At 39.0% G+C, this 22,637-nt stretch carries 17 protein-coding genes; 4 read left to right on the forward strand and 13 right to left on the reverse strand.

Going from position 1 to position 22,637, the window contains the following annotated elements:
* Positions 1 to 47: 47 nt before the first annotated feature.
* From MWU78_RS06605 to MWU78_RS06635, 7 genes are all read right to left on the reverse strand, one after another.
* Positions 48 to 2,465 (reverse strand): ABC transporter permease, encoded by a 2,418-nt coding sequence (locus MWU78_RS06605; RefSeq protein ID WP_246996185.1) that lies wholly within the window; start codon positions 2,463 to 2,465, stop codon positions 48 to 50.
* A gap of 25 nt (positions 2,466 to 2,490) precedes the next feature.
* Positions 2,491 to 4,974 carry an ABC transporter permease gene (locus MWU78_RS06610; protein WP_246996187.1) on the reverse strand — a complete coding sequence of 828 codons (2,484 nt, stop codon included), beginning with the start codon at positions 4,972 to 4,974 and terminating at the stop codon, positions 2,491 to 2,493.
* 161 nt (positions 4,975 to 5,135) lie between these two features.
* Positions 5,136 to 7,535 (reverse strand): ABC transporter permease, encoded by a 2,400-nt coding sequence (locus MWU78_RS06615; RefSeq protein ID WP_246996190.1) that lies wholly within the window; start codon positions 7,533 to 7,535, stop codon positions 5,136 to 5,138.
* 114 nt (positions 7,536 to 7,649) lie between these two features.
* On the reverse strand, positions 7,650 to 10,082 hold the full coding sequence (locus MWU78_RS06620) for an ABC transporter permease (RefSeq protein WP_246996193.1): 2,433 nt from the start codon (positions 10,080 to 10,082) through the stop codon (positions 7,650 to 7,652).
* A 152-nt stretch (positions 10,083 to 10,234) separates the two neighbouring features.
* Positions 10,235 to 10,930, reverse strand: a complete 696-nt coding sequence (locus MWU78_RS06625; protein WP_246996196.1) for an ABC transporter ATP-binding protein — start codon at positions 10,928 to 10,930, stop codon at positions 10,235 to 10,237.
* 148 nt (positions 10,931 to 11,078) lie between these two features.
* The gene (locus tag MWU78_RS06630) at positions 11,079 to 12,329 is read right to left on the reverse strand and encodes an efflux RND transporter periplasmic adaptor subunit (protein ID WP_246996199.1); all 1,251 of its coding nucleotides are present in this window, start codon (positions 12,327 to 12,329) and stop codon (positions 11,079 to 11,081) included.
* Between the two features lies 1 nt (position 12,330).
* Positions 12,331 to 13,677: a TolC family protein gene (locus MWU78_RS06635; protein WP_246996202.1), complete on the reverse strand. Its 1,347-nt coding sequence runs from the start codon at positions 13,675 to 13,677 to the stop codon at positions 12,331 to 12,333.
* A 219-nt stretch (positions 13,678 to 13,896) separates the two neighbouring features.
* On the opposite strand from MWU78_RS06635, the gene MWU78_RS06640 reads away from it, so the two are divergent.
* The 4 genes from MWU78_RS06640 (at position 13,897) to MWU78_RS22390 (ending at position 17,767) form a co-directional block, all read left to right on the forward strand.
* Positions 13,897 to 15,291 (forward strand): sigma-54 dependent transcriptional regulator, encoded by a 1,395-nt coding sequence (locus MWU78_RS06640; RefSeq protein WP_348647065.1) that lies wholly within the window; start codon positions 13,897 to 13,899, stop codon positions 15,289 to 15,291.
* On the forward strand, positions 15,281 to 16,630 hold the full coding sequence (locus tag MWU78_RS06645) for an ATP-binding protein (protein WP_246996204.1): 1,350 nt from the start codon (positions 15,281 to 15,283) through the stop codon (positions 16,628 to 16,630). Before MWU78_RS06640 ends, MWU78_RS06645 begins: the two co-directional genes overlap by 11 nt.
* A gap of 380 nt (positions 16,631 to 17,010) precedes the next feature.
* The gene (locus tag MWU78_RS22385) at positions 17,011 to 17,217 is read left to right on the forward strand and encodes a 7-cyano-7-deazaguanine synthase (protein ID WP_281503805.1); all 207 of its coding nucleotides are present in this window, start codon (positions 17,011 to 17,013) and stop codon (positions 17,215 to 17,217) included.
* An 88-nt stretch (positions 17,218 to 17,305) separates the two neighbouring features.
* Positions 17,306 to 17,767, forward strand: a complete 462-nt coding sequence (locus tag MWU78_RS22390) for a 7-cyano-7-deazaguanine synthase (protein ID WP_281503806.1) — start codon at positions 17,306 to 17,308, stop codon at positions 17,765 to 17,767.
* A 278-nt stretch (positions 17,768 to 18,045) separates the two neighbouring features.
* Here the strand turns inward: MWU78_RS22390 and MWU78_RS06655 are convergent, their stop codons facing one another.
* From MWU78_RS06655 to MWU78_RS06680, 6 genes are all read right to left on the reverse strand, one after another.
* Positions 18,046 to 19,626 (reverse strand): type IV secretory system conjugative DNA transfer family protein, encoded by a 1,581-nt coding sequence (locus tag MWU78_RS06655; protein ID WP_246996207.1) that lies wholly within the window; start codon positions 19,624 to 19,626, stop codon positions 18,046 to 18,048.
* 9 nt (positions 19,627 to 19,635) lie between these two features.
* Positions 19,636 to 20,688: a MobB family relaxase gene (gene mobB / locus MWU78_RS06660; protein ID WP_246996210.1), complete on the reverse strand. Its 1,053-nt coding sequence runs from the start codon at positions 20,686 to 20,688 to the stop codon at positions 19,636 to 19,638.
* A 20-nt stretch (positions 20,689 to 20,708) separates the two neighbouring features.
* Entirely contained in the window at positions 20,709 to 21,071 is a 363-nt protein-coding gene (locus tag MWU78_RS06665; protein WP_246996212.1) for a BfmA/BtgA family mobilization protein, read from the reverse strand.
* A gap of 525 nt (positions 21,072 to 21,596) precedes the next feature.
* A complete protein-coding gene (locus MWU78_RS06670) occupies positions 21,597 to 21,977 on the reverse strand; it encodes a DUF6876 family protein (protein ID WP_246996215.1) in 381 nt (126 codons plus the stop codon).
* 79 nt (positions 21,978 to 22,056) lie between these two features.
* Entirely contained in the window at positions 22,057 to 22,410 is a 354-nt protein-coding gene (ssb, locus tag MWU78_RS06675; RefSeq protein ID WP_246996218.1) for a single-stranded DNA-binding protein, read from the reverse strand.
* A 46-nt stretch (positions 22,411 to 22,456) separates the two neighbouring features.
* Positions 22,457 to 22,621, reverse strand: coding sequence for a hypothetical protein (locus MWU78_RS06680; protein WP_246996221.1), 165 nt, complete (start codon positions 22,619 to 22,621; stop codon positions 22,457 to 22,459).
* Between the last annotated feature and the right edge of the window lie 16 nt (positions 22,622 to 22,637).

A 22,637-nucleotide genomic window follows, 5' to 3' on the forward strand; every position in this document is an offset into this window, starting at 1 on the left:
CGTCCTGGTTTTCGATAGCTGCCGCAATAAAATTTTAGATTTATTTTTCACTCCGTTCTTAAACTTTTAAGAGGTTTGATCAATGCTGCCCCTATAGACTGGTAGCTAATTGTAGCTACGGCAACAGCCATAGCAATCCCACCTGCACTCAGGAATAATTCCCATCCAATATCCACCTTATAGGCAAAATCCTCCAACCATCGGTTCATCATATACCATCCTATAGGTATCGCAATAAGTATGGCAATAACAATCAACTTCAAAAAATCTAAGGTCAACAGTTTATAAATACTTTCAAAGGGAGCTCCTAAAACCAACCGAATACTTATTTCCTTTTTTCTTTGTTCCACCATAAAGGCGGACAGTGCAAACAGCCCTAAACATGCCACTAAAATAGCAAACAGGGCAAAGCTGTTGAATATTTTCCCCATACGTTGCACATCCTCGTGCATTTGGGTAAATTTCTGATCTAAAATGGAATAAGCAAAGGCTTGGTTGGGTACATTTTTATTCCAAATGGCTTCAATGGCTGCCAAGCCCCCCCCAATATTATCCGACTTAAGTTTTACCGAAATTGCACCGAGGTCATTGTTTGCAACAACTAAGGTAAGAGCGCTTATATCTTCCTTCAAGGATTTAAAATGGAAATCCTGTACCACCCCTACAATGGTCCAGTCCCTACCATTGTTAATGTACTTTCCAATAGGGTTCTCATAACCGAGATCCTGGGCCATTTTCGCATTAATAATCATCGAATTAATGGAGTCGGAAGCAATTTCCCTGGAAAAATCCCTACCCTCCTTCACCTTTACCCCCAGTGTTTTTATGTAATCATAATCCACTCGCCAAAATTGCGCAGGTATCCCACGATCTTCAATCCCCTCCCCCACTTTTTTAAAAGTATTGCCATTCCTTTTGGCGCCATCGATCGGTAAATAATCACTTTTTGTTACAGCTTGTACTTGAGGAAGCTGTAACAATTGTGCCTTGAAGCTTTCCGATTTATTTCCCAAAATATTGGCCCCTTCCAAAATCACAACCTGATCTTTGTCGTAACCCAGTTCTTTATGTAGGATATAGTCCATTTGCTTGTAAATGATCAATGTTCCGATAATCAGGATAACCGATGCAGCAAACTGAAACACGACCAAACCGCTTCTAAGATTTCCGCTCTTACTGCCGACACTAAGGCTCCCTTTTAGAACATTAACAGGTCTAAAGGAAGAAAGATAAAATGCAGGGTACATTCCTGCTATAATTCCAATAAATAGGGCCGAGGATGCCATAAGCGGTACAAACCACCAAACCTCCCAGGGAAATAAAATGGACTTTGCTGCAATTTCATTAAAGGTTGGTAGCAAGACCCAGGCTAACATCAGCCCCAATAAAAAGGAGATTAGACTGTACAGTACCGATTCGGTAAGAAATTGTGCAACCAAGTTACTTTTGTAAGCCCCAACAGTTTTACGCATTCCTACTTCCTTTGCCCTATTGGCCGATTTGGCGGTTGAAAGGTTAATGAAATTGATACAGGCCAATAATAAAATAAACCCTGCTATGGCTCCAAAAAGCCAAACAAACCGAATATCACCATGTTTTAGACCATCCCCCATGGCAAGATCTGATCGTAAATGTATATCGGCAATGGGTTGCAACTTGTATTCAACAGTTTTTAGGACTTGGATAAAAGCTGGGTCACGTCCATACGCCAATTGGGCCGGGATGATGTAGTTTTCCATTATGGAAAACATTTTTTTCTCCAAGGCTGGAATACTGGCATTTTCGTCTACGAGAACATAGGTGAAATAATTCTGATTGGTCCAGCTCATATTCGTATCCTCTATGGGTAACAAAAAATTAAACTGGAGATGGGATTTTTTGGGAAAATCTGGCATAACGCCGGTAATCGTATAAGGTCTTGAGGTGTTGTTATCCAATACAATAGACTTGCCCAGGGCATTCCCTTCAGGGAAATATTTATCTGCCTTGGATTTGGAAATTACAATATTGCCAGGTTGTAACAAGGCCTCCTTGGTATTTCCCTGTACCAAGGTTATCTCAAGAATTTCAAGGATGTTCTGGTTGGCAAATACAAACCCGTCCTCAAAATTGTTCTGGGATTCACCCGTTAATCGCAGACCACGTTTCCCAGCGCCAAAGAGCTCGCTCATATTTATTTTTCCAGCCTTTTCTATCTCCGGAAAATCGGATTGTAGGGCATCCGCAAAAGGCAATTGAAAATGGACGCTCTTTTTAATTTCACCATCCATAAAGCCCTGCAAAACAACCCGATAAATACGGTCCTTGTTTTCGTATTGCTGGTCATAGCTGAGTTCATCTTTAATGAATAATGCAATCAACAGACATGCCGCAATGCCCATGGCAAAACCACCGACCTTAATAAAGGTGAAGAGCTTATCACTCTTAATGCTTCGCCAAGCAATTTTTAGATAATTTTTTATCATTATTGTTGATTTTATTGATTGATGATTATTCGTTTCTCAACGATTCTGCCGGGTTGACCATTGCCGTTTTAAACGATTGGGAGAGGATTGACAATGCTGCTACCAGTAGTACTACAATGAGTGGCACTACGAACATCCAAATACTTAGGTCAATTTTGAAGGCATATTTTTCCAACCATTTTTGGGTCACAAAATAGATGATCGGTAGTGCTATTGCCCCCGACAGCAGCACCAGGCTAAGCAATTTACTTGGAATTATAGCCAAGGCTTGTCCCACCGTGGCGCCCATAACTTTCCGAACACTTATCTCCTTGGTCTTTTGCATAGCCATATGCGAACCCAGACCGAATAGACCTAAAGCAGCAATAAAAATTGCCAACAATGAAAACACCAAACAGATGATCCCAAATTTCGATTCGGCCTGGTACTGCCGATTAAAATAGTCGTCTATAAAAAAGGAGTTGTACAAATCGTTTGGAAAAAACTCTTTGAATTTGGACTCTATTTGGCCTGTGGTTTCACGAATATTACCAGCGGCTATATTTACAGTTACGAACGAGACCCCGTAGCCCATGAGATTCATAAAGACAATTGGGTCGTACCCTTTTTGAAGTGATTGTTGATGATGGTCTTCCACTACTCCGATTATGTCAGCTGTTCTATCAATAGGGCCATACTTAAAAATCATCTTTTTGTTGATAGCCGCTTCAGGTTCTGAAAACCCTAATATTCTTGCCGCCGAACGGTTGATCAGGACCCTATGACCGGACGGAACGGGACCTTCCCTTGTATACAATGAACTAGTATCTTCCTTCGCAAAATCTCTTCCTGCCAAGAGGTCGATGTCGTAGGTCTTCATAAAATCTTGATCTATAATTACGAAATTGGCACTGACCCCCAATTCTCTTGGTTTATGCACCTGTCTTATGGTATTCCCTTGTACAATTGGTTTTCCTGGTATTTCATCGGACAAGGCAACACTATTGATTCTTGGGTTTTGAACCAATTCCATTTTAAAAGATTCCACTTTCAGTTGGGTGGTTGAATCAGCATAAGTTGGTGCTGCAAAGACAAGATTTTGTTCAGCATTGAAACCAAGGTCCTGGTTCTGCATGTATGAAAATTGGTTATAAACAATGTAGGTTCCCGCAATAAGGGCTATTGAAATGGCAAATTGAGAAACTACCATAGCCTTTTGTAGTGTATTCCCTTTTGTTGTTTTATGGAACTTACCCCGAAGAACTTCAATGGGTACAAATCCGGACAATACAAAGGCTGGATATAGACCTGCTAAAACTCCCCCGATAAGAAATATACCTATCATGGCCCACCAGACTTGCCATTCACCCCACATTCCAAAGCTTAAAACCTCTATTCCGACCAATGAATTAAAAGAGGGAATCAACAAATTAATAAATACAAATGCTATGATAACTGCAAAAAAATTAATGAGGAGCGATTCAAATAGAAATTGATGTATAAGCACTGATCTAGGGGCGCCAACCACCTTTTTGATCCCGACTTCTTTCGCTCTCTCCATCGATTTGGCAGTAGATAGGTTGATGAAATTAATCATGGCAATGGCAATGATAAAACCTGCTACGATCAATAAAAAGTACAAGGTACCTTCGCTGTTATTGGCAGAAATCTCTTTTAATAAATGAGATTTTAAATGAATGTCCTTAACTGGTTGTAATGCCATTTTTGCTTCAAAACCGTGCTCAATCATAATATCCCCCAAATATTTTTTTACGAATTCCGGAAACTTGGCTTCAACGGTCTTCTGACTTGTTCCCGGTTTTAGTTTAATGTAATTGTAAAATTCCGGCCATACCCAACTGTTGGCATGATCGCCATTTGGGCCGAAGATGTTATAGGAAACAATCATACCCATAGGTAAGTGCGTATTGTCCGGCCGTTCTTTAAAGACACCGGTTACCTTTAATTTAAAATTATCATTGACCTCTATCATTTTTTCAATAGGGTCTTCATTCCCGAAAAAGCGATGGGCTATTTTCTCGCTCAGTATGACGGAGATAGGTTCATTGAGTGCTGTTGCGGCATCACCTTGAATGAATTGTAAATCGAAAAGATCGATAATAGAATTATCGGCAAAATAAATATGATCATCATTGGCATCAGATTTTATTTCGTCACCAAAGGTATTGGTATATGAAATATTCATGGTTCCAGAAAACGCCATCGGCTTATCGGCGATACGCGTATAACTTTCAACTTCCGGAAAATCAGATAGCATGGCCCGGCCCGTCATAGGGTGATTTGTCGCTGAAGTAACAAAACCATTGTCGCCCAAGTTTGTAGTCAGGGTAACCCTATACAGGTCATCAACATCAGGAATAAAGGTATCATAGCTTTTTTCGAATGTGATGTATTGTGTCAACAGGATAAATGCCGTTATTCCAATTGATAGCCCTAAGACATTGATGCCAGTAAACAGTTTGTTCCTTAAAAAGAATCGTAAGGCAATTTTTAGATGATTTTTTAGCATGATTCCTGTTTTTAGTCCTCCCTCTAGTCCCGCCGTAGACGGGGAAACAGTTCGGTTTTTGATTTAACTTTTAATGTCTTCGTATCAATTGCACATCATTGGATATTCTTAGATATAGGATAATCTTTACTGCTACTGCCATCGCTCTACTGATTACTTAATTATTCCGTTCTCAAACTTTTTACCGGGTTGGCATTAGCCGCTTTAATGGCCTGAAAACTCACCGTTAATATTGTAATCGCCAACGATCCAATAACGGCAAAAGCGAAGATCCACCACTCCAAGATTACATGGTATGGATAGTCTTGCAGCCAACCGTTCATAACGTAGTATGAAATAGGTATGGCTATAAAACAAGAAATGATTACCAGTTTTAAAAAATCTTTGGAAAGCATGTTCCACACATTGAATACTGTGGCTCCTAGAACCTTCCGGACCCCAATTTCCTTGGTACGCTGTTCCGCAACAAATGATGTGAGTCCGAATAGGCCAAGACAACTTATTAATATGGCCAAGGCCGTAAAAATTCCAGATAAGGTTCCAATGCGTTCTTCAGCAGCAAATTTTTCGCCATATTCATCATCCACAAAATCATATTGAAAAGGAAGGTTGGGAAAATGTTCTTTAAACACATTTTCAATAATCGCCATGTTCTGACTTGCACTTTGATTTGGATTCAATCTTAAATTGTAGAAACTGGAATTGCCGTGTTTATCAAAAACATAAACACCCTGCTTAACAGGTTCATATGGCGATTGCGTAATCATGTCTTCTACAACACCAATAATTTTTAAGGGCGGACCCGGATCTTCTTCATCATCATCTTTCAAAAACTTGCCAACTGGATCCTTGATGCCCATGTATTTTACTGCAGTCCGATTGATCAATACCGCGTTTGAATCGGTAGCGAACTCCCTCGAAAAATCTCGACCATCAACAATTTTCATACCCAAAGACTTAACGTATTCCGGAGTTACTTCGGTCCATGCCAAATCTTCTTGAAAACCTTCGGGCTTCCCCTCCCAATCAAATCCACTGCGGTTGGACCAAATCTGCGTGGTTGGACTGCTGGAAGCCGACATTTCGATTACCGCACCTGAATTTAAAAATTCGCTTCGCATTAAATCATATTTACCTTCAAAATCTTGACTAAAGGTAGGTATCTGAACAAGGCCAGCTTTATCATACCCCACGGGTCGGTTTTTGGCAAAATTGATCTGCTGCATTACGATGACGGTTCCAATAATAAAGGCCACGGAAACAGTGAACTGCAGTACGACCAAAATTTTTCTGGGCAAGCCGGCATATTTTCCAGATGTGAAGGTTCCTTTTAATACATCCACTGGTCTAAAAGAAGACAGATAAAGTGCCGGATAGCTACCTGCCACTAAAGCAGTAATCGTTATAAACACCAATGATACAACCCAAAAATTAGTGCTGTTCCAAGGGAACGAAATTTCCTTCTTGGATAAATCATTGAATCCGTTCATGGACAATAAAACTATTATCACGGCAATAATAAACGCAAACAATACCACTAAGAAAGATTCACTCAAAAACTGGTTGATCAATTGATTTCTTTGTGAGCCAATGGATTTTCGAATCCCCACTTCCTTGGCCCTTTTTTCGGACCTAGCCGTACTAAGGTTCATGAAATTTATACATGCCAATAGCAATACAAAAGCTCCAATTATTCCGAATAACCACACATATTTTATGCGCCCACCAACTTGCTCCCCGTTTTCGAAATTGCCTCGTAGGTACCAATCTTTCATTGGAAAGAGAAATATTTGTGGATTGAATTCCGCCGTATCCTCGTTTGCATTTTTTTTCACATTCAGAATGGCCTCGGTAACTTTTTCCATTGTAGAATTGTCAGCAATCTGGACGAACATCTGAAAGGAGTTATTTCCCCATTGATCTTCAGCATTCTTCATCCATTCTTGGGTCGCGATCATTTTGTCCCACGGCATTAGGAATTCGACATCATTAAAGGAATTATTAAAAGGAATATCCTCATATACCGCACTCACCATTACATCGTATTGATTGTTTACTTTTAAGGTTTTACCAATAGGATCCTCATTACCAAAAAGTGCATGGGAGACGGATTCGGACAGCATTACGGAATTTAGTTCTCGCAAACCATCTTTCTCCCCTTTTATAATTTTTAAATCCAACATTTCAGGAGCTTCCCGCTGCATAAAATTTCCTGTTTTGGAAAGACTTTTCTCTTTGTATCGCAGATATCTGGAAATGTTCCAAGAAGACATCACCAAATGCTTAAAGTTATCTGCATAACCGTCACGTAATACTTTTTCCAAGGGTCGGGGTATCGCAGGGCCTGTACCGGTTTCTTGGTTAAATGTTTGTGATTGGAACACTTGGGCAATACTGTCTTTGTTTTTAAAATAGCTGTTATGACTAAGTTCATCTTGGATCCATAGACCAATTATGAGCGTTACCGCCATTCCCAAGGCAAGCCCGCCAACATTTATTACGGAATAGCCCTTATTTTTCCATAGGTTCCTCCAAGCTATTTTTAAATAGTTCTTAAACATGATTTGCGTTTTTGATTTGATTGATGATATGTGTTTTGATTACTATCTATCCACTATCCATTGTTTACTGTTCAATTATCGCTGTATACATCATACTTCCCACTTTCCGATTAACTATTCTGTACGTAAACTTTTTACCGGATTTACTATGGCCGCCTTTATACTTTGGTAGCTTACAGTTAGTACCGCTATGGTGAGGGCTATTAGCGCTGCAAATACAAATACCCACCAACTAATTTCTATTCTATAGGTAAAATCCTCGAGCCACTTGTTCATTAAGTACCAGCCAACGGGCAGGGAAACTATAATGGCTACCCCTACCATTTTTAGAAAGTCGGTCGTAAGATGATAAGTTATTTGGCCAATACTGGCGCCAAGGACTTTTCGGATGCCAATCTCCTTGGTGCGTTTTTGGGCATTGAAGGCCGCTAGGCCAAACAATCCAAGGCATGCGATTAAAATAGACAATATGGTAAAGGTCACGAAAATGCGTCCTAACTGCCGCTCTGCTTCATAGGTGGTATTAAAGGAGTCCTCCATAAATCGATAGCCGAAAGGCTGCCCCGGTGCGACTTTGTTCCATATTCCTTCAATACTTGAAATCGAGTTTGAAAAATTCCCAGCCTCAAGTTTTACAGCCAAAGAACCGGTAGACCTTCCCAAAGTCATACTCAAGGCGCCAATATTTTCCCTGAGCGATTCATAATTAAAATCTTTGATGACACCAATAATTGTAAAATTGTTAGAAGTCCCATTTTCAAAATTGCGAATAATTCGCATTCCCAAGGCTTCTTTGGGCTTCACTCCCAAAATGGCAACCGCCGACTCGTTGATCAGCATAGCCGTAGAGTCGGTACCAAACTGTCTATCAAAATTCCTGCCCTCCAGGATTTCCATATTCATAGTGGGGATATAATCATCGTCAACATTCCATATCTGCATATTTATGGAATTTTCCGCCGTTGCCCCCCCTTCCTTAAAAAAGGAGGTATTACTTCGAACGGATGGAGTTGGTAAAAAACTGCTCAACGTTGCACTTTCCACTTGGCCAAGTTGTTCCACCTGCTCCTTAAAAGTGGTAGCTTTATCGCCCAATGTATATACATCATCAACAATCAGAACCTGATCTTTTGTAAAACCCAGATCTTTACTTTGAATGAACTTCAATTGCATAAAGACTACCAAAGTGCTTACTATTAAAAATATTGAAATAGCAAATTGAAATACCACAAGTAAACTTCTAATGTTTCCTCCACCAGTACTAGTTGCTCCTGCCCCCTTAAGCACCTTCACCGGCGCAAAACGCGACATAAAGAATGCAGGATACATTCCAGAAAAGAGTGCTAAAACCGTAGCACCAACAAATAAAGCAATCCAGAAAATGGGATTGGTAAATGGTATGGAAATGGACTTCCCGGAAAGTGCATTAAAATAAGGGATGGCCACTATTGCTATGCCCAAGCAAAACAAAAGGGAGATAAAGGAAATTAAACCCGATTCGGTCAAAAATTGCCGTATCAAGGCAGATTTGTCCGACCCCAAAGTTTTGCGAATACCAACTTCTTTTGCCCGTTTAAGGGACTGTGCCGTTGATAGGTTCATAAAATTAACACTGGCCAATAATATCAAGAACAAGCCAATGAACGAAAGAATATAGACATTTTGAATACTACTATTTGGACTTAGTTCATGGTCTTTGTTAGAATACAGATGTATATCCTTTAATGCTATGGTGTTATAATACAGGTAATTACCAGAGGCCGCCAACTGTTCTTCGGTTACACCGGGCAGAAATGTCTGTACATACGGCATTATGTATGTACCGACCATGGACTGTAAGGGCTCCTGAAGATTGGCTATATCTGCACCTGGTATCAGCTTAATAAATGTGAAAAAATTATGACTGGTCCATTCCTGATTTTGCGCATCTTCATTCCCTGCCATCGCCATAAAAACATTGTGATTTCTAAGAAATGAACGCTCTGGCATATCCTCTATTACGCCTGTTACAGTATAGGTATCGGTGTTGTTCAATATCAAACTTTGACCTACAGCTTTTTTTAATCCGAAATGTTTTAGGGCTGCCGTCTTGGTCAGGACTAAGGTGTTGGGTTCTTTTAGGGCAGTTTGCACATCCCCAACCAACAGTTCAAGACCGAACATCTCAAAGAAAGTAGCATCCACAAAGGTTGCACTTTGTTCCTTTATGTTGGCTTCCGTATTGCTCTTTCTAAGGAGCATACTGCCCAAATTCCTAAATCTAGTAGTTAGTTCAACCTGAGAAAAATCGCTTTCCATTGCTGCAGCCATTGGTGCTGAAACTTGTGCAGATTTACTCTCCGTTCCACCAAATTTTATATCTGTATTTATTCTATAGATGCGATCGGCATCAGGGAACATCGTATCAAAATTCATCTCATCGTAGATGTATAATGATATGAGCAGTCCCCCGGCCATTCCAATGGCTAGGCCAAACGTATTTAGAAATGCAAAAAAGGGCTGTCTTTTAAGGCTTCTCCATGCAATTTTAATGTAATTTTTAAACATGATTAGTGTTTTTTGGCACTGATACTTGTTCAGTTCCTATTGATTTTGATGAATAAACTCCTTTATTGCATATTGTATAAACCTCCCAGGATTCAAAACCATGTAGGTTTCCTATTCTTATAAGTTAAACTTTCCTAGCCCAGCCTAGTATTCTACATCAAGGCCCCCATAGCCCTATTATGGCTTTCGGTGGCAATCTGTCCATCAAATAGGTTAACCACTCTGTGTGCATAGTGAGAATCCCGGTCCGAGTGGGTAACCATCACAATGGTGGTTCCTTCCTGATTCAACTCTGTTAATAGGTTCATCACTTCGATCCCGTTTTTAGAGTCCAAATTTCCTGTTGGCTCATCTGCCAAGATCAACTTGGGATTGGTAACCACTGCCCTTGAAATTGCTACACGCTGTTGTTGACCTCCGGAAAGTTGTTGTGGAAAATGTTTTTCCCTGTGCGCTATTTTCATTCGTTCCAATACGGCCATTACCTTTTGCTTGCGCTCACTCTTATTCATTTTAAGATAGATCAATGGCAATTCCACATTTTCAAAGACGGTAAGTTCATCTATCAAATTAAAACTCTGGAAAACAAAACCCAGGTTTCCTTTTCGTAATTGGGTACGTTGATTTTCCTTTAGGTGTCCCACTTCATGGCCAGCGAATTGATAACTTCCGGAGGTAGGATTATCCAACATACCGATAATGTTCAATAAGGTAGACTTACCACAACCCGAAGGTCCCATTATGGCTACAAATTCGCCCTCCTGAACCTTGAGGTTTACATTGTTCAAGGCCAATGTCTCCACTTCTTCGGTCCTAAAGCTTTTTTTTAGATTTTGTATTTGTATCATTCTTCGATTGGATTTTAAGTGTTATAATTAAAGACTTCTATATTTCGTTTTAGTTACAGTTTTTTTAGTGTTATTCTTTCTGCTAGACCACCTTTCGTCTCCGCTCAGGGTTCTTTTTTCCTAATTGGGTAGCTGAGGCTAGCCGAAGTTATTTCAGCACTATATTATCGGCATCTCCAAAACTATCATAATTGGAGGTGATTACTTTTTCTCCATTCTCCAATCCTTCCAGCACTTCATAATATCTGGAGTTTTGTTTTCCTATTCTTATATTCCGCTTCAATGCCTCATTACCATCCGGTTTTACCACAAATATCCATTGTCCCCCGGTACTTTGGAAAAAACTTCCTTTGGGCAGCAAGAGTGCATCACTGGATTCGCCCAACTGAAGTTTTATATTATAACTTTGCCCAGCACGGATGTTTTGTGGTTTTTCACCTATAAAGACCAAATCGATCTTGAACTTGCCATTGCGCACTTCAGGATATACCTTTCTCAACCGCAGGATATGCTCTGTTCCATTACGCTCAAAAGTTGCATTTAAATCGCGTTTCACACGATCTATGTAATGTTCATCTATATCTGCCTCGATCTTATAATCTGTGAGTACATTTACTTGCCCAATACGTTGGCCTTGACTTATATTCTGTCCTATTTCGGCATCCAAAAACCCCAATTGCCCATCTGCAGGTGCCCGTACGTTCAAATGGTCTAAGCGCTGATAGACCATGCCCAAAGTTTTTTGCATACGGTTTAAATCGGCCTCCAAGACAGGCAAGGAAGTTTTTCTTAGTTCGTCATCATTGTCTGTTTGTACTTTTACAATATCATATTGTTTTTCTGAAAGTTCATAGTTCTCTTTTGAGGTCAAATACACTTCCTTAGAAATTAATTCATCGTCATAAAGCGCTTGGTTCTGCTCAAAATTTCTTTTCAAACGTTGCAATTCGGTCCTAGCAGTAGCCAAGGATTTTCTGCCTTCTACCTGTCTGGAATCGAAGGTTAATTTGGTAGACCTAAGGTCGTTCTGCTTTAAGGCCAAATTGCTTTCACTATTCAATATTTGCTCATAAAGGCCAATGTTATCCAACTTAAGAATGATATCGCCCTTTTGCACCATAGCTCCTTCCTCAATTAGTTTTTCGGTTACACGCCCGCCTTCATAAGCATCCATGTAAATGGTAGCAATCGGCGCCACGGTACCATTGATGGTTATATAATCGTCAAATTTCCCCTGAACAACTTCGGCAATGGACAGTTTGTCCTTTTCAGTTCTAAAAGTGTTGCCCACACTAGCCGTTAACATTTTCCATCCCACAAAGAGCAACAAAACGCCAAGGGCGATGTACCCATAGTGTTTTGGTCTCAATCCTTTCTTCTTTTCTAATTGTATATCCATTTTAATTGGTGCTATTAATGTTGAAAATAGGTAAGCCTTGGTAAAAAGACAGTGTATTTTGGTTAATTTGAAGTTGCAGCTTTACCTGTAAATTTTTATTTTGGGAAGTGGCGTACATCGATTTTGCAAGATTCAGCTCCATAATGGTAAACAATCCCTTTTCATATTTTTTTTGTGCCACTCCAAAAGCCTGTTCCTGGGCCATAATTTGTTTTTCACTTTGTATAATTTCAACATTTAAGGCCTTATTTTCCTGTACCAATTGTTGTATGGCCTTATATATTTCCTGTTCCTGTATTTTTAGATTATTTTGTTCCCTTCCCAAGGCTATTTTCTGCTGCTTTATGGCAGACCGCGTGGACCAGGCATTAAAAATGGGAACATTAAGGGAAAAACCTATAAACCTGGAGGCATTGTCCTCAATTTGAGTTTTAAATGGAATGGTGACGCCCAAAGTATCCCTAGTAGTTTCGTAATAACCGGTACCATAGCCAGTGGCAAAGGAAAGTGAAGGGTAAAGCCTTCCTCTAACAATTCCCAGTTCCTTTTTTGCCGCCTCCGTTCTAAGATGTTGTGCCTTTAAAAGGGGTACAAATTCCTTTGCTTTTCCGTAGATACTATCCGTTTCAATTTCGGTTTCAGAAATCGTTTTGGGTACAACAGGGTTTAACTGGATGGTTTGGGCATTATCCAAATTCATTTCCTGAATCAAGGTTAGCTTGGCCGCCTGCAATTGGTTTTCACTTTGGGTAACATCCAACTGATCCGTGTACAGAATGGATTCCGCCTCATACAAATCAGCCCCGGCCTTCAGCCCCAGTTCAATTTGCTTTTTGGCAAGCTTAAAATTGGCCTCGGAAATGGAAAGTTGCTCTTTTGAAATGGCCAATATACCTTCATAAAACTGAATGTCATGGTAAGCTGTCATTACCCTAAGAGCCAGTAAGAACCTTTGTTGTTGTGCTGCTTCCTTGTTTGCTTTAAACAATAGTTTTCTTGCCTTGATAGTGTTGATCTTCTGGAATCCTTGAAAAAGATCAATGGAAGCACTCATGGAATAGCCATTGGAAAAGAAATCGGTATTTATTATATCATTGGTATTGGGATCGGTAGATCGGCCATACCGAATATTATAATCGGCGAATCCGTTCACTCTAGGAAGAAGGTCCCTTATGGACTGATTATAACTTTCCTTGCCGGAATTTTCCAAATATTGGTAATCCTTCAGTGTAAGATTATGATCTAAGGCATAGGAAATGCAATTGTCCAAAGTCCAGTTCTCTTGACCAAAACCATTCAAGGTGATGAAAAATAGGATAAAAAATAATTTTCCTTTCTTAAAATTCATAATGCAAATGCGATTAAAAGGGCTTCATATTGATAATTGAATTAACTGTCGACCTACAACCATATTCCAAGTTCGTGCCATATACTCAATTAATTGATTTACAGGTATTTATATCTTAATATTAAAGCTAAATAAATATTGATGTAAAATAGTTGTACAATAATTGTCCAATAGTTGGACACTATTTGCATTTTAAAGAACAGGTTTTGTAGTTTTAACATGACCAATTTTGATATAATCATGGTAGATGCGCAGATTTTAGTAATAGATGATAACAAAAGTGTCTTGAGTGCACTGGAAATATTATTACAGTTTGAATACAAGAACATAAGTACAATTTCCAATCCCAATCAAATATCGTCCTTTCCGGATTTAAACAAAATTGATGTTGTTCTGTTGGATATGAATTTTTCCGCCGGAGTGAATTCCGGAAATGAAGGTCTCTTTTGGTTAAAGGAAATCAAGAAAAAAACACCACTGACCGCTGTTATTATGATGACCGCCTACGGAGACGTAGAATTAGCGGTCAAGGCCCTGAAAGAAGGCGCATCAGATTTTATCCTAAAACCTTGGAACAACGATAAATTCTTGGCCACTGTGAAAGCTGCCTATTTGCTTCGTAAATCCCAAAAAGAAATAAATCATTTAAAACAAAAGGAAAGCAACTTAAAACAGGTCATTAACCAAGACAAGAATTATATCATAGGTAATTCAAAGGCCTTGACTTCCGTATTAAATCTAACCCAAAAAGTAGCCAAAACGGATGTAAATGTTCTGATCACAGGTGAAAATGGCACTGGCAAAGAACTTATTGCCCGACAACTCCACAAATTATCCCCTAGACAGAATGAAGTTTTTATTGCGGTAGATATGGGTTCCATTTCAGAAAATTTATTTGAGAGCGAGCTATTTGGCCACTTAAAAGGTTCCTTTACGGACGCTAAGGAAGATAGAATTGGCAAATTTGAAGCAGCTAATGCAGGCACCCTGTTTCTGGATGAAATTGGAAATCTTTCCCTACAAATGCAGGCCAAATTGCTTTCGGCCATTCAAAATAAGGTAATTGTTCGTGTAGGTTCCAATAAATCAATTCCCGTAGATATACGGTTGGTCTGCGCCACCAATGGCAATTTAAAGCAAATGGTAATGGATGGGCTGTTTAGGGAAGATCTACTGTATCGCATTAACACCATCCATATAGAGGTTCCCGCACTTCGAGACAGAGGTGATGATATATTGACCTTGGCTGACTTTTATTTAAAGAAATATAGTGCAAAATATGCAAAACATGGGATTCGAATAAACGATGTAGCCATAGAAAAGCTGAAACAATATTCATGGCCGGGAAATGTACGGGAACTACAACATACCTTAGAAAGGGCAGTGATCCTGTGCGAAGGAAATATTCTAAAACCTACCGATTTTATATTGAATATCAAATCTTCGACAACAACAGAGGTCTTACCAAAAACTTTGGAGGAAATGGAGGAAATAATGATATTGAACGCTCTGCACAACAATGATGGCAATTATAGTGCCGCCGCTGCCCAATTGGGAATTTCTCGGCAAACACTGTACAATAAAATTAAAAAGCAGGAAAAAAATGGTGAGTAAAAACTTCTATTTCCAGACTATTGGCAGAGTGCTGCTCATAAGCATTACAGCAGTTTTAATTGCCTTTCTCCTATACAGGGAAAAGTATGTCCTTGCGGCCATAACACTGGCCATCCTTGTATTTCAAACCTACCATTTAATCAGATATGTTAACGAAACCAATAGAAAAATTGCCTATTTCTTTGATGCCATAAAAAATGAGGATTTCACCCTTAGATTTCCAGAAAAATTGAGTGTTAAGTCTCTAGAAGAACTAAATCACAGTCTTAACATGCTCAATGAAATGATTCAAAAAATTCATTTAAAAAATCAGACCCAAGAACGGTTCTACCAAGAAATATTAAAACAGGCGGATATAGGTATTTTAGCTATCAATAGTAAAGGACATATTCTTTTTGCCAATCCCAGAATTGAACAAATGCTGAATTACACACCCCTTAACCACATTAAGCAACTAACGCAAGTAGATGAGGATTTGTATCAAATATTTAGTGAATTAAAGCCATTTGAACGTCGAATGCTCCAATTGACCAATGAACGGGAGAAAATAGATTTGGCCATAAAGTCCTCTTCCTTTAATATGGATGGACAAGAATTGTTATTGGTGGTCATCCAAGATATTCATCAGGAATTGGACGAAAAAGAGACCGAATCCTGGACCAAACTTATTAGGGTGTTGACACATGAAATAATGAATTCCATCACTCCAATAACTTCCATTTCAGAGTCTATTTTAAAATATCATACAAAGGGAGGTGAAAACCTTGTGCAAGGTACTGAATATCAAAAACGCATAGAAAACACCATTAAGGGTCTGGAAGTGATAAAAGATCAAGGAGCCAATTTAATGAGTTTCGTACAGTCCTACCGAAGTCTTTTAAATGTGCCCATGCCCGATAAAAAAATTGTGCGTGTTCATAATTTATTGGAGAAGATAATATTATTGATAGGACAAGATAAAGAGTTTTCAAATACGTCCATTGAATTGAAAATGAATACACAGGACTTAGAACTTTTTATTGATGAAAAACAAATTACACAGGTATTGATCAATTTGTGTAGAAATGCACTACAGTCCCTTAAACAACAACAGGATAGTACCATAAGATTGATGGCTGGAATCAATAAATCCGGACAAAAATTTATTGAAGTTAGGGACAATGGACCAGGTATACCCGACGAATTGATAAACGAAATCTTTGTTCCCTTTTTCACCACCAAAAATTCTGGAACGGGGGTAGGATTAAGTCTTTCCAAACAAATATTACGAATGCACGGCGGCAATTTAAAGGTGAATTCCTTACCCAACAAAGAAACTTCCTTTTTATTGATTTTTTAATAGTTCCTTAAATTGAACGTTTAACGAGACAAACTACCAGGCCTCTATGGTTTACTTAAACCCACCTTTATTTAGACTTTCAAGACTGCGTTCAAAGTTCAAAAAAAGGCTTCTATAATTATACTCTTCAGAAATCTTTCAAAAAGCACTTATTTCCATTCCTATGGCTAAATTTTTAGAAAGTTCACTGAAGGGTCATTTTTAATGTAGGCCAAAGGGTGGTATTAGTTTACTTTTTAATTTATAGAATGCTTCTATCTACAATCATTATTACATCACACACAATATTTATTACAATCCATACAACGCTACTTGATTTGAGTATATAATTTATCTTTCTTTAATTAAAGAGTATGAATACATAACTTAAACTGAGAGAGATGAGTAAATCACTAGTTCTATTTTCCGGAGGCCCTGATAGTACTGCAGTTCTACTATGGGCATTAAGAAATGATTTAGACCCTGAATTATTGACTTTTCGATTTTTCGATAATTGGCAAAATGGGGAATTGAAGTCTGCTATGAATATTGCGAATGAGATGGATATAACTCACACAATTGTTGATTTAAAAGGAATATATAATTAATTCTGTTGGCGCAGCACCGCCACCTATGCACGGTTCCCAAAGAATAGCTGACGAAAGTCCCTATATTAAGCAGAGATTACCATTTTCCATGAGCATTATTTTATCTTTAACCTCAAGTATAGCCTTACATAGAGGTATTAACAAAATTCTTTGGGGCAACACTAGCGATGATGGCGTGGAAAAATTTGAATATACGACGAAGTTTTCGGTAGGCTTTTCTAAGATATTAAATGAATCAGAACCTGATAAGAAGGATATTGAAATTATAATGCCAATAGCCAACAAAAGAAAATGGGAGGGATTCATGGAGTTTAAGGATAATCCTGCCTTATTTTCATTAACATGGTCATGTATTACTGAGAGGCAAACTCAATGTGGCAAATGCGGTGCTTGTATTGCAAGACGTTTAGCGGCAAAACTTGGGGGAATTGAGGATACAACCAAATACCGTTCAAAGGAATTTGACAATCCACTTTCCATAAAACAAATGAATAATCCTAAAAATATTCCTTTAGGGTCTGTTTTTAAATCACCTAGAGGACCTGAATAATTAGGGCATGAATACTTAAAATATTTGATGCCTTCATCGGTGGATATAAAATAACAATCCGCACCTTTTAATATACTTCAGATGGGAGTAATTATAAAGTTCATTTTCCCATACCTATCTCTAAACCTTTCGAAGGTTCCCTGAATAGTCATTTTTAAGAAGGTTTTTGGGGAGTTTTTATACTTAATTAGTTCGGTTAATATACCTTTTACGGAACTAAATATTATAGTAGTCTAACCTCAAAATTTATATTGCTCATATAGTATTATCAGGCAATCCTACTTAAATATTGATCTGGCCTCTGAATAAATCCGCTCAAAATTAGCTTCCATATCAGATTTGGAAAATTGTTTGGAAGGTTTAGGGAGCTCCCGTTGAATGTCCTGTAATTTAAATTGGACCTTTTTGTCCTTTCCATCTGCATAAGTGATAAACTCACCTTGTTCCAATCGAAAAAATACATCCGCTCTAATTTTCGGAATTTCCTTTTCTCCTGTAGTTATTCGGGTATCAAAATCGAGACTATGTCCCCGACTAACACTCTTGGTTGGGTCTTTGATAATCTCAAAAAACCGTTCATAATATTTTGCCGTGTCCGGGTCATTGACTTTGCCAAAGAATTGATAGGAAAGATTGCTCAAAATGGCCCTGCTTGCCTTATCTCCATACATCATGTCGTTTTGAATTTTGTCCTGCATTACATAGATTGTTGTTATATCATAACTCCTTAGCGTTGCCGGAATACGGTGCATGTTCAAGAGTTTGATCGTTGGGGCTTCCTCCATCAACAAAAAAGAAGGTTTTGAATGTCGAACGCTCATCTGTTTGGTTATGGTATGTACAATAGTTGCAATTATGGGAGAATATGAGGTTTCAAACCTAGGATTGTTCACCACGGAAATAACGGCAGGATTATCCTTGTGGTTGATATTGAGCGGCACTTCATCCGCGGACAGGGCCATAAATATTCGAGGGGTACTTATCCTTTTTAATGCATTGCTTAAGGTACCTTTAACCCCTGCAGTCTGCCTGTCCGAATCCATCCCGCTAATAAAGGCGTCGGCCATTCCTTTGGAGATTATATTGGACTCCAAAAATGTAATAAGGCTTTCAGTATCCAGGTAATGGTATATTGCGATGACGTGTGGCAAAGTGCAATATTCGGGATAGGAAGACTTGAGTCTCCAGATCAATCCACCAATCAAGCCTTCCGCGGCATCGTGGAAGAACTTGGTAGCCCCAATCGAAACGGAATCTTTCTGTTCTAAGAGGTTTTCTATCAATACCCTGGAAACCTCGTTTACACTTTCCGGATTCTCCAAATATCGAGGTGCTATGGGATTCACCCTGTGAATGATCTTATCAAAGGATATCACTTTAAACGGGATATCGGAATCCTTGAACAGCGGGTACGCCATTTCGGTAATCTCAAAATCCTTATAATCATGGATGACCCCACAGAAACCATTTCTTTGAAAATGTTGTAAGAAGCCATAGACCACACTTTCGGTCTTTCCACTTCCGGCAGATCCGATAATGGAAACGCCCCGTTTGATATTTTTGATCTTGAAATTTCCTTTGGTAGTTTTAAAGCTGACCTGATATTTATCATTAATGGAGACACCTATATCCGATTTATGAAGGAAAACATATAAAACCGTATTGACCAATAACAAGGGACATGCTACATAAAGCATCCCCTGGGCCATCGGCATTAATTGGGCAGCCCCGACCAACATTCCAAAAACGAGTAGGGTATTCAGGCCAAAAGCATATCTACTGATCTTATACAGCATATAAAATAGAATGCTGACCAAGCCTATGAACATGATTATCATAAAAGGATCCACTATTTCCATACACTTCAATTAGATTCCTATGGAACTCGATTTGATGGCCACCTCTACCCCCTGCCTAAGTTTATTGAAAACTTTTAACGCCATTTGTGCCTTATTGATCGGGATGCTACCCATTATGGGCAAGCCCGTTTCCCGAATTATTTTAAAGGCAATGGCCTTCTCGTTGGTGGGCAGTCTAATCAAGGAATTAAAGTACATTTTCGGATTATTGATAAACTCCTTTCGGGCACTGTATTTTTCCGAAAAGTTTCTTTGGTATCCAAAGGTCCTATCGAAGGTCCTTTCCGCTCGTTCAAAAAATTGATCCCTATCAAAACCTCTTTTGACCATCTTTCCGTTCAGTTCCGTTTCGGATGCTTTGTATTTGCTCCCTGGCGACAAACTGAAGGAATTGGAAGCATCCCTCCTGCTCATGACTATATGTACATGACTTTGGCTCCCCGCCTTGGCCATTCCCTGTACGATCCGTTGGCCATTTTGTTGATGAGGGGCCTGCCGTTCCAATCTATTGATCTGTCTTTCCATCTTTTTGATATTCCCTGCCATGGTCCCATTTTCCACCTTTCCGATGTTATTCCTTATCTCCAGTATTTTTGTGGCATAAGGTTGATTTTCCCGGATCTGCTTATCCGTTCCCTTGAATGTCCGTTGATTCTCGATCTTGGCAAAATACTTTATATCATCAACAGTAACCTGTCGTCCATTAATCTCCCGATTAAAAGATACCACATAATCCTTCATCAGTTCCCGGGTATATGTCTTAAGGTCTGCGCTTGGATTTTGTAATGCCTTAAGTTCATATTTGGAGGGGTTCATGGTAATAGAGTAAAACCTTGGTTCGGTCTTTTCTAGCTTAGCGGTATTGCCATCGATTTCCCTTACTACTTCCTCAGCTGAAATTTCATCGCCGTACTGATTAAAAAAATGTTCCATACCTGCCTCGCCGGCAGGCAGGTCCTCCAGCTCCACCCCTTGGTTTTCCTTCTCCAGATAATCCACAAAACCGGCCGAGCTTGGGGAATAGGAACCTCCCAGTTTTTGGGCCGTAATAGTGATGTACATAGTGCTCTTTTTTATTGATTTTATTTATTACGCTTGTGAAATTTTGGTTGATTCTCCTCTTCTTTTTTCTTCTCCAAAATCAAAGTTTTCTTTTTTGGCTCTTCCATTTCGAACAAGGATTGTATCATTGCCACGGTGGGCTTGGTCTGGGTCTTTTCCATATCCCGTATAATCGCGATAGATGCATTAATCCTTTTCTTCAAGGACTGTTCAATGGTCCTTCCGGTCGGTCCAAAATTTTCCCTAGGGGAGATTTCGTTATAAAAGAAAAAATCGAGCATAGTGGCCATGGCTTCCGTATGGGATTTGAAATGGGTGCGTGAAAACGACTGGAAACGCTTCGCGGTTTCCTTCTTAAAACGAATACCTATAAATGGGTCCATAATCTTGTGTTTTGTCGCAAATTCTCTCTTTAAAATGGTCGTTTACATGGTGTTTGTCGCAAATTGCCGGAATTAAAAAAATCACATAATTTTTAAATATCTGATTATCAGTAATTTGAAATCAAAAAGGACTTTGTAACGCGGCCTTGCCCGTTACCCTCTTGCTTCTCCTTTTTGTCACGCTAAAGCGTGACAAACTTTCGAACCATTCAATAGTAATTTAAGGGCTCTTTATGGTAACTGAAAACAGTTATGGTTTTTTAAGATTTAAAAAATTGGTATACCCTGATATCCATAATAAAATGGCGAAACCTTTACGAATACCTCAATGCTGTAACAAAATAAAAGGCCCTTGAGTTTCAAGGGCCGTACCATTTCAATAGTTGAATTGAACAATTGAATTAAATACTGAAAGTGTATTGATAGGAATATAAATTTCGTATCGCTTCTTTGAAAGATACAAACAAACGTTCCAGGGTTTCTTTACTCAAATCGGTGAAATTAGGATAGACCATAGCATGGGATTTAATATTCGCTCGGGAGCATCAATGTATTGTCTACAAAGTACAACCTCAATTCGTCCAGTGGAAAATCCGTAATGCGGTACCGGTGCGATTCAAGAATATTGTCGTTGCCATCACTGTAAATTATTTCTGCCTCATATCCAGAATGATCCTGCTTTTCTTGCGATAGCCTTTTAAAGTCTACGGTTATAAATCTGCTTATCGTCATGAGGCTTTTTGCCATGATCGAAGCATCGGTAATTAGCCAATAGCATTCCGCAGCATTGGCCAAATATTTAATTCCTTCAGTATATCTGGTTCCCATCAATGGGATTTGGTACAACATTTCCGAACCATGAAAATTTTGCAATCCCTCAATTATTTCATTAATTTGTGCTCTCATTGTAATTTCGTTTTTGAAGTTGATAATGAAAAGATCAAGAGGGCGTTTAATTTTGGGAGCGACCTCTTTTGTTTAAAGGTTAATCGGCATCATTGCCTTTCTTGGTTCCTAACAAAAGGATCTCTTTGGCTTCCACCTCGGTGGCATACCGTTGGTTTCTATCGTCCGAAGTATAGGTTCGGGTCTTTAGTTTCCCCGCAACGCCGATTTCATTGCCCTTACGGGCATATTTCTCGATAATTTCGGCAGTCCTTCCCCAGGCAACGATGGAATGCCATTCCGTGTTTTGGGTTTTCTCGCCCTTTTCATTTTTGTAATACTCATTGGTGGCGAGCGAAAAACGTGCTACTTTCTTCCCACTTTCCAAAACGGTTACCTTGGGATCCACCCCAAGGTTCCCGATCAACTGAACATGATTTCTAATAGTACTCATAATACAAGATTTAAAGCCTGCCATGTTGGCAAGACAAGATTAACAATTACCTGCCCGAACCCCGCCAGAATGAATTGTCGGGCTGGCCTTCGGACAGTGTACATTTATATTTTTTTTCAAATGATTTACTTATTATATCCGAAGGGTTTTCCTTTTTTTGTTTTTTTAACTTCGATCCCGATTCCTTTTTGATATTTTCGTAAGATTTCATAAGATTCATTTTAGAT

This window comes from Arenibacter sp. F26102 (assembly GCF_023015865.1).
GTDB lineage: Bacteria > Bacteroidota > Bacteroidia > Flavobacteriales > Flavobacteriaceae > Arenibacter.